The following is a 12449-nucleotide window of genomic DNA, read 5'->3' as shown; positions in this document are numbered from 1 at the left end:
GACAGATCCCATCCCGGAGTATCGAAATAGAGGATTTCTGCTGAAGAATGGTAGGCGAGGATCCAAACGGATTTTTCTTCAGGAGCGTTCCCGCACCCGACCGCGAAAGCTCGAGCTTCAGTTCCGTTTCCTGCATGATTATACCCTCGGCGCAGCGTCGCTTGACGAATCGAAGGGCCCCCACGCATGGTGCGTCATAAGACTGTCATAACAACCACCTGTCCAACCACTGCGGCTGGCTTTAAGCCGGCGAACGACAGTTGCGAGCCCGGAACCACACCTCTCAGTCCTCGTTCATCCGATGATGCAAGAGAAGGACACAAGAGATGGCTACCAAAGAAAAGAAAGAGAAAGCGAGCCGTGTGGTGAAGGGGCAAGAACTGGAGGTGGAGCCTAACGGAAATTGCCGACGTCTCGCCGAAACAGGCGCGCGATTTGTTGCGCAAGCATGGTGCCGACTGGACCAAGCTCAAAGACGAGGCCAAGGATTTGAAGGAAGACTAATATTCCCGGCGCGGCTTGTTATCTCTCTTCTCTCCGCCCATTGCGGCTCGGCTGGTGGCGCGCCGCTTCCGGCGAACGCCGAAATCCGCGCTGTCGACGCTGTAGTCGCCGAAATGCGCGCTGTCGACGCTACAGACCTAAGTATGCGCTCGGTAGCGTCCAAGCCGCTCCACACTGTCCAACCGCATCTCAATGGATCGTGGAATTAGCTGGTTGGCTTTGCCGGCCAGGCGAGTGCATTGTTGTGCACTAACGCTTGCGCAAGAAAACCGGTACGACGTGGTGAAAAGCGATGCCTTCATCGCGGTGTTCACCCCCGGCAATCGCTGCAAACCACGCTGCCGCAGCGCCAAGCGCGGAGCCTGCAGCAGTCGCGAAGCTAAAGATGGCAGTTATGTGGGCTGAAAGGCGCACCGTGCTTTCGTCGAGTTGCGCGTCGGGGCCATTGAGCACGGCGGCGGCGCCGTGCTCGCCAACCATTGCCAAGAAAAACGCTGCTCCAAGTGTCGCAAGGGCCCAGACTGCAATGCCGTGTATCCCATCGCGGAACTCGCTTTCACTTTGGTTGCTGTCTTCCCAGCGCGTGCGCATGCGTCCAGCTACATAACCGCCGGCTGCGGAACTTGCCACAGCAACGATAACTACCCACAGCCCGGCCACCAGTACATTCCAGGAGGCGCCACCATTGGGAAGATTTGGAGAACCCAGCGCCAAACCAGCGCTCGACCCGAATTGCAAAAGAACCACCGAAATCGCGCAAGCGATCACACCTCCGCCAAATATGCCTCCCCACTCTAGGTAGGACGATGTAGCCACTTTTGGGGTCTCTGCAGCGCTCTCGGTTGGGGATATTTTGGCCATATCTTACCGAAGTCCAAAAAATGACAGAATGAACAAAACGATCACGACGAGGCCAACAAGATAGATTATTCCGTTCACGGCATCCTCCTCCTGATTGCGGATCTAAACACAACGTGTCTGTGATGTTTTGGTTGCAAAAGAGCCCGGGGCGGAAATCTGGACGTTGTCGATAAGTGGAAATACCGCCGGAGATCGGCGCTTAAGCGAAGGCCTTCCTGCTGCGGTCAGTGCTGGACGCGGGTGCTGGGAATGGTGTCTTCCTGCCTTTGATGGCCGATCTGCTGGGTGCCGACGGACATATCGAGGCTCTGGATCTGGCGGAGGAAAATGTCGAAGCAATCGAAAGCATGATTGCAACCCAACCGTTTGCCTGACCGATAGCACCAGAACCGGCGACATGACTTCGCTGCCTGAGACCGGCACGTTCGATGCGGTCTGGAGCGCGAACTCCACCCAGTATCTGAGTGACGAACAACTCACCCGGGCAATCGAGGAGTTCCGCCGCGTCCTAAGACCCGGCGGGCTTGTTGTCGTGAAGGAGGTCGATATCTCGGTTGGCAGTATCAGCCCCAAGCCCCCAAACTGATGTGGCGCCTACTCGATGCGCTATCCGATGATACACAGATCTCCGGCGCCATGAGGGGAACTCGCTTGTCAGCCTAGTTTCGCGCGGCGGGCCTTGAGAACGTTTCCGCCATCACAACGCTCGCCGAACGTCGCCAACCATTGCGGTCTGTGGAGCGCGAATACATCGGCAACAACCTCGCATTCTTATCCGGCCTGGCCCGAACGCGCGACCTGCCAGAAGCCGATCTTCGGCAATGGCACGCTGTCGGAGAAGAACCGAAGCGCCTGATTTCCGACCCCGACTTCTGCTATCGCGAAATGTGGGTCCTCAGCTTGGGGGTGCGGATGTAGGTCCAAGGCAGGAGTTCATCAATTTGGCTGTTCGGGTGGCCGTTGACGATCCTCGCGAGCAATCGGTCAGGTAACCGAGCGGCTCGACGTTGTTCAGCTTGCAAGTCTCGATCCAGCGATGCGTCCGTCGTTGAGGAACCGGGCGAGCCCTCCCAGCGCGACAGCGAATAGCGGATCGCCTCGGCGAGCTTGGTCTTCTGGCTGATCAGGCCGAGCTTCTCGCGCAGGCACGGCTCGAGCTCGGCCAGGATCGGCCGGCTCCTAAGCCGCTTGAGCCGGAGGGCTTGGCGTCGAAGGTCATCGAATTTCCGCGCCAGAAATGAAAACCCCGCCGGCCGGAGCCAGCGGGGTTTCCCTCGAAGGCTGATGTAGAAAGCGACGTCGCCCTGCAAGCTAACAGCCTTCGGTCGTGGTTTTCATCTGCCCTGGGGCTGCGGACTTGGCGCTGGTATCCTGCTGGCCAGGAGCCGCCTGCTTCGCACTGCCACTCTGCTGGCCCGGCGCACAGTCCTTTGCTGAGTTGGAGTTGGTCGACTTCGTTGTGGTCGAATCCGTGTTGTTGCTATCTGTCGTCGGCACCGTTGTGGTTGTGGTGGAGGACCCACCCGTAGTCGAGGAGCCACTCGATGATGTCCCCGTCGTCCCAGCGAGAGCGAGACCGGTGGAAAGAGCCATCATGGCAGTACCAATAAGAAGGCGTTTCATCCTTCATCTCCTAATGACAAGGCAATGTCCCTTCGATCCGATAACAAGGGCGGGAAGGATCGGTTCCCATCCGTCAATTGGTTACCGACCATTTGCCGCTCTATCGGCAAGCCCAGATCATGAGCCGCCAGGGCATCGATCTCGATCCCTCCACGCTTGCCGATTGGGCACGCAGCTTTGCCTCATGCCTGCTTCATGAGGACCGCGTGAGGTCTGGCGGCCTTTACGAGAGGCTGATCCGGGAAATCTTTGAGAAGCGCGGGATAGGCTTTAGTTCGCCTGTGACCAACATGCTGAATGCACCTTCGGTTCTGTCTCTCTCCTATCGTCTCAATGGGTCTGAAGAGGTTCAGCGCCATGTTGCCAAAATTCGCGAAAGGTTTGCGGAGGTCATAATTCCGGATGATGGCGATCTGATCTGCCCGGACCAGCTTGAACTGGCTCTCTCTTCACCCACCCGCACTCATTACCATTTGGCGGCGATCGGAGATGTGATGACGGGGATGCGGATGCGGCACCGCATCCGCAGGTTCGGGCCGGACTATTGCTTCGCCTGGGTCCGCCCGATCCTTAGCCGCTGCGCTCTGATTACAGGAAACCTCGAAGGGCCGTTCTCCTCCGATTCCGAGAAGGAAGAAACCACGCGCAACCACTCTTACAAGGTCGATCCCAAGTCTGCCTCGGTCCTGCGCCGCGCCGGCTTTGCTGCGATGACTATCGCAAACAACCACATACAGGATTGTGGTCGAGATGGTGTGATTGAGACCCTGGACACCCTGGAGCAACACCATATTCGGCCGTATGGTGGCGGAAGAAACCAGAGCGTGGCGCACGATCCCGCGATCTTTGACGGGACGGATATCCGTGTCGGACTTCTCGGCTATTACTGGAATCGCCGAACGGCGGCGCATGGCGATCTCCCGGGTTCAGCACAAGATCTAACGGAACTGGTCGAGCGTGACCTCGCAAGGCTGCGGCCGCTGGTCGATCGGATCGCCGTGATGGTACATTGGGGCGTACCATACCAGCGCCAACCTACCGAGGAGGATCGCATGAAAGCACAGCTTTTCATCGATCTGGGCGCAGACGCGGTCATCGGCCATCATCCACATATCCTTCAGCCAGTCGAGATCTATAAAGCTCGGCCGATATTATACAGTGTCGGCAATTTCGCCTTTGGATCGGGAAACAGCAAGGGCGAGTCTATCTTGCCATGCTTCCACTTTGGCGCGAGGCAGATAGATTTGGATATTTTTCCAGTTTACGTTCAAAACAGAGATCCTCGCCTCGACTACCAGCCAAAAATAATGGGAGGGGCGGCCGGCCGCGCGACGATCGATCGGCTGCTCGATTTATCGCCTGGACTGGGCGGTGCAATAGCCGATGTCCAGGACAGATGCCTCAAATTGTCTATCCCGTCGCGCTGAGATGATCGGACCGCCCTCGTTGGAGCCAAGTCGTCTCTCTCCAACCAGACATAGCGGGTCGGGGAAGGCCGTCCTTCGATAAGCAGCAAGTCCCTATGACTGAAACGAAGTCTTTACCGCCCCGGTGGTTTTGATTTGTTTAGAAAACTCTAATGAAATATGGCAACATGCTAATCGTCATGAGGAGGAGCAGGTGCGATTTGTAATCCGTCTGCTGGCTGCGGCGCTGATGGCCTGCAGCCTGATTTACTCAGGTCCGGTGCTTGCCTGGAAGGTGGGCAAGGGTACGACTACAGCAACCATCAACGGGACGAAGCTGACGGTCTATACCTACCACCCCAAGAGCTGCAGCAATCCCGCGATCCTGTTCGTCTTCCATGGGCTAAGCCGAACGGCGTCTTCGTACAGGGATTATGCGCAGTCTCTCGCTGATCGAAACTGCCTGATCGTTATGGCGCCGCTCTTTGACTTGGAAAGGTTCCCAAGCTGGAGCTATCAGCGGGGGGGCATCGTCAACAGCGGCGCTATTCAACCGCGGGATCGATGGACCGTCTGGTACGTGAAGGGCCTGGTGAACTGGGCAAGGACGCGAGAGGGACTGCCGAACGCGCAGTATTACCTTTTCGGGCACTCCGCCGGCGGCCAATTCACGTCTCGTGTAGCGGCCTTCGCCCTGGCCGACGCGAAAAGATTGGTGGTTGCCAACCCATCCTCATATGTTTTGCCCTCGCTGGCGGAAGCCGTAGCCTATGGACTCGGCTGCGTCTCCTCGGGATGCGTCTATACGCCGGATCAAGCCACCCAAGAGATGAAAGCGTATCTGGCTTTGCCGCTGACGATCTATCTCGGAGAGGACGATACAGGCGATACCGATCTAAACGAAAGCGCTGCCGCTATGCGCCAGGGCGCGACACGCCTGGAGCGGGGGCAGTACACATACGAGTTGGCGCAAGCTGTCGCCGCCGCCAACGGATGGCCCTTTAACTGGCGTCTTGTAATCTTGCCGGGCGTCGGGCATTCCGCAAGGGATCTGTTGGGCTCGGATCAGGCAGCGAGCGCATTCGGACTCAAATAGCGAAATTTGCGGTCCTGCAGCCCGGCAAGCCGTAGATGACTCTAGATGTTTAGTCCCGGCATTTGCTGGAGCGGATCGACCTTGAAGCGCTCGGGCTGCGCGCCCCAAGCCTTGCAAATGAACTCATAGGGCATGAGACCTTTGAGGGTCTTGAGCCTGCGGCCGAAGTTGTAGGCCGAGATGAAGTCGGCAAGGTGCAGGCGGAGTTGATCGTGGCTCCCATACTAGAAGCGCCTGACGGTCGCATCCTTGATGGTCCGGTTCATCCTCTCGAGTTGGCCATTGGTCCACGGATGCCTGCCTTGGTCGTTCGGTGCTCGATGTCGTTCCTGGCGCAAGCGTATTCGAAGGCATGGGCCCAGAATCGTTCGCCGTTTGCGATGGCCTCTTTGATTAATGGCACGGCTGAACCGCCGGCTCCCGGCGTCGTGAACTGGATGCCGTTGTCGGTGAGCACGGTGTGTACCTTGTAGGGAGCAGCAATCAGGCGCAGCAGGAAGTCTCTCGATATGGCGGTGGTCGCCTTCTCGTGCAGTTCGACGAAGGGGAACTTTCGAGGTGCGATCGATAGCGACGAACATGTGCAGTTTGCCCTGTTCGGTGCGCACCTCGGCAACGTCGATGTGGAAGTAGCCGATCGGGTAGCTTTTGAACTTCTTCTTCGCTGGCTTGTCGCCTTCTACGTCCGGCAGGCGGCTAATGCCATGACGGTTGAAGGCAACGATGGAGCGACGAGCGCGTCAGCTGCGGGATCGTCAGTTGTAAGGCATAGAGGCAGTCATCGAGCGGCAACAGAGTGTAGCGCCGGAAGGCGACGATGACGGCCTCTTCCTCGGGTGAGAGCACCGTCGATCTCGGCTCTCTTGGACCGGTCGGCAGATCAGCCACCGAAGTCCGCTCCCGCCATTTGGCAACGGTCTTCTGGTTGATCCCGTAACGTTTAGCCAGCGCCCTCAGGCTCTCTTGCCTATGTTGTATCGCTCGACGGACCGCCTCTGTCGTCGTGGCGCTCCCATGAAGAACCTGGCCCATAGCGAATCCCTTGATTCTGAGGACAAGGATGCCCCATCAAAGCCTGGGATCAAACATCTAGAACATCCGAGTTCAGAACCCGGTCTCCCGTGCGGTCAGTGGGCAGGCGGCCGACGTGGCGAGCCGAGCGCACTCTGACCAAGCATCGACAATGCCCTGCGGAAGGGATGAACGCCGAGGTTACGATGCGGCAAACTGTCCAGCCGCGGGATGCGAGAGCGCCTCAAACTCTGCCTTCGTTAGCTCTTGCCCGGTCTGAAACCCCCGCGCCATGACGACGCCGAGATCTTCGGGGATCCGCAACGCCTTTGCTTGGTCCCGCCCCAACTGCGCCAGGAATGCGCACCATTGATCGTATTGCGTCTCGCCGGTCTCGCTCTCCCACTCAACATAGGCATGCTTGGCCAGAGTCTTGATTTCGTCGCTGGGGATCGGTTCGATGCCGTCACGGTATGCGCCTTGCAGGACGTGATAACCGAATACAAGCAGAGCGCAGGCTCAGTCCAGCGCACTCCGTCTCAAACGCCGGTTGATGCTGACGGAAAATCCGTCGGTTTCGACCTCGTGCCACCAATGGACTGGCATATACAAAACGTCACCTGCATTCAGTACGGCAATCTCTCCATGCAGTTGCTTCAACAACGGGTACCGGTCAAAATCGGGATTATTCAGATCCACAAGCGCTCGTCGGGGCTTGTCGGCCGCCTTTTCATGCTGCGGATAGATGAAACTATAATCCCAAGGGGGGAACATTTTTACCGCTTTTGTCCCGTGCAGCTGCACCAGGAATGCGTACCAATGATCATAATGCGCCTTGGCAGTAACGCCTTCGGAAGCGACGTAGGGAGACGAACCAGCGAACTCCAGGTCCCTTGGCCAAGGCAATGCTTCCAAAAGGCTGCTCGGGACTTTCCCACCAAACATGTAGTAGCGCTCGTTTGCGTCGATCAGCGGTTGCCATTTCCCCTGGCCTAGGATCCGATCGAACAACTCGCGAAAGGTCATTTCGCGTGTCATCCCGCTCTTGCGCAAGACATAGGATGCAGTGGAAACCGTGGCATCGTCCCCCGGAACCACCGTGACCTGCCCGGTATGTCCCGCCCATTTGGGGTCATCCAGTCCCCAACCGTCGGAGGCTGCAACCCAGCCTCGAACAAGAAACGGCCGGTTTTGCCGGACCGCCGTGGAGATTTGCCCGCTGTCAATCTCCTCGATCGGCTTCATGTTAAGCTTTGGCAGCGCTGTTTCAGCGAGTTTGGCAACGGCTACTTGTCTGGCCATGGTTCCCCCTTTTAAGATAACCGTCAGGCATATCCTTTGCAGACATCCCCAATCTTACCGCGGATATAGGTTCATTCGCAGTTCCTGTTACGAGCAACCGTGCCGTCTCAACATGGTTGGCGACACAGCCCAACTCTGGCCGCTTGTATAAAGATTGCGCAGCCTGCGACCATCTGGGAGTTAGTTAAGTTAGATTATTCTAATTTAGTAAAATGTAAACACAGTTCGATTTAGGCTGCTTCTCTGCGAGGGCAACTCATGCGAAAGCTGAAGGACCTGCTGCTCGATAGGCGGGGAAACTTTGCCGTGGCAGCGGCCTTGGCGGCGCTACCGCTGTGTTTGGTCTTGGGCGTGAGCGTCGACCTTACCAATGCCGTCACTTGGAAATCCCGGCTGCAAGAACTAGCCGATTCCGCCGCTCTGGCAGCTATAGAGAGCGAGGGAGAAGACGAAGAAGCCGTTCTGGCCGCCAAGAACCTTGCGCTTGGCAACGGCTCTTTTGCGGTCGGCGCGGTGGTTCAAGTCGACATCACAACGCCCACTCCCGTGTCGCGGGAGGCAGCCGTTGAAATCACCGCCGCAATGCCGACCGACTTTATGAATCTTGCCGGCATTCGGGCGATCAGCCTTCACGTCACGGCAAAGGCACGAAAGGCCCCCCCGGAATACTGCATCTATGCTCTCGATCCAGATTCAACCGGAGCGCTGAGTGTGATCGGCTTGGGAAAGGTGTCGGTGCCAAACTGTGGCATCCAGGTAAATTCTTCCAGCCCCAAAGCACTGAGACACGTCGGGCCCGGGAAAATCGCCGCGACAAAAATCTCGGTAGTCGGCAATTACCAAGGCGGCGGATACAGTGTTTCCCCGAAGACGAACCAGCCCTCCCTCGCCGACCCACTTGTCAGCACACCAGAACCGGTCCCGCCGGACGGTTGCGATTACAGTAATCAGACACTCTCGGATGTCACCATTCCGGCCGGGCGGGTGTTCTGCGGGAGCATCGACTTTGGTGGAAAAGTTGTGCTGTCCCCAGGGGTTCACTACTTTCACAATGCGATAGTCGGCATCACCAACAATGCGAAAATCACAGGCAAGGAAGTCACCATATTCGTCGATTCCAAGTCCAGTATCATACAGGCAGGTGGGAACGGCGCCATGGAACTTTCCGCTCCCAAGAGCGGCGTTTATACCGGCATTGCCATCTTCGGATCACGCACGATCCTGACAGCATTACCAACCATATCGCTTGCGACAAATAAGAATTATTCGATAAATGGAACAATATACTCACCAGTGCATCGCCTTAAGATGAAAGGGACCAGTGACAAAAAGTTGTCTACCGACCTAGGGTGGATTGTTGCTTGGCAATTCTCTTACAATGGAGATTCGAGCGTCAACCTGAACGGCTACAGCGGCACTCCGCCAAAGGGTCTCGGAGACACCGCGATCGCGCTACTGCAATAAGGAAACAACCACCAGCTTCGCGGCTGGGGGCTGGCTGAGGCGAGAGTACCCAGGCGATCCAAGCATGCGGATATCTCATGAAGCGATCTATCGCAGTCTATTCATCCAGTCGCGCGGGGTTCTCAAGAAGGAACTAACAGCGCATTTGCCTACCAAACGACAGATGCGGCTCGCCAAAGGCGCACAGAGCCGGACTGGGCAAGTGCAAATACTCGATATGATCTCCATCCGCGAGCGCCCCGCCGAGGCGGAGGATCGTGCCATCCCTGGCCATTGGGAGGGTGATCTGCTCACCGGGGCGAACGACACGAACATCGCCACCCTCGTCGAGCGACACAGCCGGTTCACAATGCTTGTAAAGGTGGCGAGGAGGGACTCGGCCACCGTCGTGGCGGCCCTTGCCCAGACGATCGGCACATTGCCCGAAGAGTTGCGGCGCTCGCTAACCTGGAACCAGAACAAGGAGATGGCTCGGCACAAGAGCTTCACCGTTGCAACCGAGGCAGAACTTCCCCAGAGAAACCAACCTGTCCTATGTCTCGCAGGACCAACTCAACGCCGTCGCCCTGCGGCTCAATCAGCGACCCCGAAAAACCTGGACTTCGAAACGCCGGCCGATAGGCTACAGAAGGTGTTGCGATGGCCGGTTGAACGTACTGGCGCATAGCGGACGTTCAGCACGTGAACTATCGGAGATTTGCGCTAACCAGCAGAACCGGGTGAGCGCGCGCCAGAAAGTCGAAGTCTCCTCAAATTTTCCCCAAAGCCGGATCCAATGTCCTAACTTGCGCTATAAGCACACGCAACTCGGGCTGAGGCGCGACCCAGAAAGTTCGAAATGCTTCCAGGAACCCCAGCCAAACCGGATTCTGGGCAGGCACCTTCGCTCCCCGAGCCTCTCCAATAGCTGGTCACTGCCAGCGGCTATCGCCGGCGAACACGTCTCAGGCACCTCGCCAGCGCCTGATACTGTCATCGGACCGCTTCGCGATGATCAAGACGGACTCGGCTTTCAAGTCGTGCCGTAGTTACCGCGTTAATCCTCTGATTATCCCGTTACTCCTACATGACGACATGGGATGAAATGTTGAGAGTAATTCGCCTCGCGTCTCTTGCGGTGGCCCCGCTCAGCCTTCCTGGCTAACTCAAGCTCGCCGACAAGCATCGCCTCATCGCAATTCGCCGACTCCGACGTCAATCCCAAGCACGAGCGGGGCGAGGCGATGGGACCGGAGATCGCACTCCTCATTTTCCGGTTGGCCCGGGTCGACCGACTTGCACACTCTGTTGGCAGTTGATCCGATTTCTATCCAGCCATATCCGCTGCTTCTACTCGCTCGCTTTGCAGCTTTTATTTTCGACGCACATACCCACTCATGGCGCAACTGCATGATCCAGGGTTTGGGAGCGTGCTTGAGCCTGCTCACATGTTCCCGACGTCGGACATTTGGAGAGCTTGATGGACGACAGGAAGTTTTTGACAGCTGAGGAAGTGTCAGAACGCTATCGCGGCAGCATCTCGCTTGGAACGTTTCGAAATTGGCGGGCCGCAAGAATTGGACCGGCGTACGTCAAGCTTGGCAAAGCCGTGTTGTACCCAATTGAGGAACTCGAGACGTGGGATCAAAAGAATAAAGTGGCATGCCGTGCGTCAAAGCGATTCAGCATAGACGGCGGTGCGTGAGCGTGATTAGTGACGGAAGCAGCATCCAATACCGCCCCCAGTATCCGCTCCGCACGTTCTCGGAGATAGGGATTTTTGTAATACATTTCAACAAGATAGATTACGACGAGAGGAAATTCCACAAGTACCCCACTCGTCCCTATTTGCCCTACGCACTATTCGCTATGAGCGGCGCCCCAGAAAGTTCGAAAAGCTTCCACGACCCCAACCAAATATTTTTCTACTAAATTCATCATTTAATCGAGATGATAGCGGCTGATCCGTGTTGCAGCCGCCATACTGTCCTATGACCCGCAAACCCTTGTATTCCGGGCATGTCCTGACCCGTCCCTTTCTGTCCATGCAACATCTGCAACACGGGTTGGCCAATTGTTCCCGCGACGTTCCCGCCTCCCTGCCCCCTCGTCCGGTGCCGATTGCTGTGCCAATTCTTTCCTGAGACTATCGGCAAGTCCGTGAACGCGACATGGGAGAGAGCAATGGCTGAAACAAATCAAATCGGGGAAAGTAAGATCGGGCAAGGGTGTCCGCTGGCGAGCCTTACGAGGTGACCTACTTCGCCCGGAAGCACGCAATCACAAAGGAGCTAGCCTTGAAAATAATCGCGGAAACGAAGGGCAACAGGGAAGAGGCAAACGCCGCCGCTGAAAAGCTCAAGTAAGAAGCTTGCCCCAAGCAAAAAGCCGCCATCGGAGGCAGCGGGCGGAGGGCCTGAGACACCAAACTTTCGCCATTTGTCGAAACGTCAGTGGTGGCAGATCATCACCCCCTCCAAATGCATGATGTCGAGCGACCGTGTTCTTGTAGCCTGCTAATGCTAGCGCTCGTAGCTCAATCAAGGACAGAGCGGGACCTTCCCAGGGTAGATGCAGGTTCGAACCCTGCCGAGTGCACCAAAAGCCCGCCGCCGTGAGGCAGCGGGCGTTAGTTGGGGAGGAGTCTCAGGGGCTGTCGTCCCCTTCTTGCCCCACCGAACGACGGTCTAGCCGGATAATAAAGCTCGCAGCGGTTGAAGCTTTGCATATTCAAGCTGCGTGACTTTTCTGCCACATAAGATAAGCTCGCCACCGTGGGGCAGCGGGCAGTCGGATATCGCGGCCGAGGAAAAAGGCCCGGAAGCTAAGCCGGGCTCAAACACCAGGATGTCTATTAATGAAGACAACCGAGCATATCATTTAAGCCGGCGCTAATAAACCAGATCAAGGGGCTCCCGCGCCCATCTAGGAAGGCAGCGCTCACGCGGCGAGTCGCAGGAAGTGCTGGTGTCGCTATGGGTAGCCTAAGCAGATTTCAAAGCGATGTCGCCGGACCGAGGAGACTGGAGTTACCACGCTTCAGCATCCACCGGAGGGTCCGAATGAACATCCACAAGAACTCGACGCCGGCAGATTCGAGGGCGATGCGGATGGCTTCCACAGCATCGCTTTCGGCTCTTTTGATGGTCGGCAATTAGAGGCCAGTCGCTGCCGAAAATATCGGCCTGTGACATGCTCACAAG

The 12449-nt window shown here is 57.1% G+C and carries 8 protein-coding genes, 1 tRNA gene and 4 pseudogenes; 9 read left to right on the top strand and 4 right to left on the bottom strand.

Annotated elements, in window-relative coordinates; all coding sequences use genetic code 11:
• Positions 1-753: 753 nt before the first annotated feature.
• On the bottom strand, positions 754-1365 hold the full coding sequence (locus ACYHH6_RS12060; protein WP_352592038.1) for a hypothetical protein: 612 nt from the start codon (positions 1363-1365) through the stop codon (positions 754-756).
• A gap of 227 nt (positions 1366-1592) precedes the next feature.
• Between ACYHH6_RS12060 and ACYHH6_RS12055 the strand changes: the two genes are divergently transcribed.
• Both ACYHH6_RS12055 and ACYHH6_RS12050 read left to right on the top strand, forming a co-directional pair.
• Positions 1593-1739, top strand: a complete 147-nt coding sequence (locus ACYHH6_RS12055; RefSeq protein WP_352592035.1) for a hypothetical protein — start codon at positions 1593-1595, stop codon at positions 1737-1739.
• 23 nt (positions 1740-1762) lie between these two features.
• Entirely contained in the window at positions 1763-1951 is a 189-nt protein-coding gene (locus tag ACYHH6_RS12050; protein ID WP_352592032.1) for a class I SAM-dependent methyltransferase, read from the top strand.
• Between the two features lie 289 nt (positions 1952-2240).
• On the opposite strand, the pseudogene ACYHH6_RS12045 reads toward ACYHH6_RS12050, so the two are convergent.
• Positions 2241-2555: pseudogene (locus ACYHH6_RS12045) on the bottom strand (transposase domain-containing protein); the annotation flags it as partial.
• 519 nt (positions 2556-3074) lie between these two features.
• Between ACYHH6_RS12045 and ACYHH6_RS12040 the strand changes: the two are divergent.
• From ACYHH6_RS12040 to ACYHH6_RS12030, 3 genes and pseudogenes are all read left to right on the top strand, one after another.
• Positions 3075-3188 (top strand): annotated as a pseudogene (locus tag ACYHH6_RS12040) (IS66 family transposase); the annotation flags it as partial.
• Positions 3189-3278: 90 nt separating this feature from the next.
• Positions 3279-4415, top strand: coding sequence for a CapA family protein (locus ACYHH6_RS12035; protein ID WP_352592083.1), 1137 nt, complete (start codon positions 3279-3281; stop codon positions 4413-4415).
• 193 nt (positions 4416-4608) lie between these two features.
• Positions 4609-5490: an alpha/beta hydrolase gene (locus ACYHH6_RS12030; protein WP_352592029.1), complete on the top strand. Its 882-nt coding sequence runs from the start codon at positions 4609-4611 to the stop codon at positions 5488-5490.
• Positions 5491-5531: 41 nt separating this feature from the next.
• Here the strand turns inward: ACYHH6_RS12030 and ACYHH6_RS12025 are convergent.
• Both ACYHH6_RS12025 and ACYHH6_RS12020 read right to left on the bottom strand, forming a co-directional pair.
• Positions 5532-6522: pseudogene (locus tag ACYHH6_RS12025) on the bottom strand (IS481 family transposase).
• 498 nt (positions 6523-7020) lie between these two features.
• Positions 7021-7803 carry a cupin-like domain-containing protein gene (locus ACYHH6_RS12020; protein ID WP_352592026.1) on the bottom strand — a complete coding sequence of 261 codons (783 nt, stop codon included), beginning with the start codon at positions 7801-7803 and terminating at the stop codon, positions 7021-7023.
• 258 nt (positions 7804-8061) lie between these two features.
• Between ACYHH6_RS12020 and ACYHH6_RS12015 the strand changes: the two genes are divergently transcribed.
• The 4 genes and pseudogenes from ACYHH6_RS12015 (at position 8062) to ACYHH6_RS12000 (ending at position 11847) form a co-directional block, all read left to right on the top strand.
• Complete coding sequence (locus tag ACYHH6_RS12015; RefSeq protein WP_352592023.1) at positions 8062-9267, top strand: pilus assembly protein TadG-related protein; 1206 nt, start codon at positions 8062-8064, stop codon at positions 9265-9267.
• A 28-nt stretch (positions 9268-9295) separates the two neighbouring features.
• Positions 9296-9934, top strand: a pseudogene (locus ACYHH6_RS12010) (IS30 family transposase); the annotation flags it as partial.
• A gap of 792 nt (positions 9935-10726) precedes the next feature.
• Positions 10727-10951, top strand: a complete 225-nt coding sequence (locus ACYHH6_RS12005; protein ID WP_352592020.1) for a helix-turn-helix domain-containing protein — start codon at positions 10727-10729, stop codon at positions 10949-10951.
• A gap of 820 nt (positions 10952-11771) precedes the next feature.
• Positions 11772-11847 (top strand) — tRNA-Gly (locus tag ACYHH6_RS12000).
• Positions 11848-12449 lie beyond the last annotated feature (602 nt).

The sequence above is a fragment of the Mesorhizobium sp. P171375 genome, from assembly GCF_057786075.1.
Note: the sequence above shows the minus strand (reverse complement) of the source record. Positions and strands in the feature narration are given on the sequence as shown.

Coding starts and splice junctions, on each gene's coding strand:
- ACYHH6_RS12060 (WP_352592038.1), bottom strand. CDS start 1,365: ATGGCCAAAATATCCCCAACCGAGAGCGCTGCAGAGACCCCAAAAGTG.
- ACYHH6_RS12050 (WP_352592032.1), top strand. CDS start 1,763: ATGACTTCGCTGCCTGAGACCGGCACGTTCGATGCGGTCTGGAGCGCG.
- ACYHH6_RS12035 (WP_352592083.1), top strand. CDS start 3,279: ATGCTGAATGCACCTTCGGTTCTGTCTCTCTCCTATCGTCTCAATGGG.
- ACYHH6_RS12020 (WP_352592026.1), bottom strand. CDS start 7,803: ATGGCCAGACAAGTAGCCGTTGCCAAACTCGCTGAAACAGCGCTGCCA.
- ACYHH6_RS12015 (WP_352592023.1), top strand. CDS start 8,062: ATGCGAAAGCTGAAGGACCTGCTGCTCGATAGGCGGGGAAACTTTGCC.
- ACYHH6_RS12005 (WP_352592020.1), top strand. CDS start 10,727: ATGGACGACAGGAAGTTTTTGACAGCTGAGGAAGTGTCAGAACGCTAT.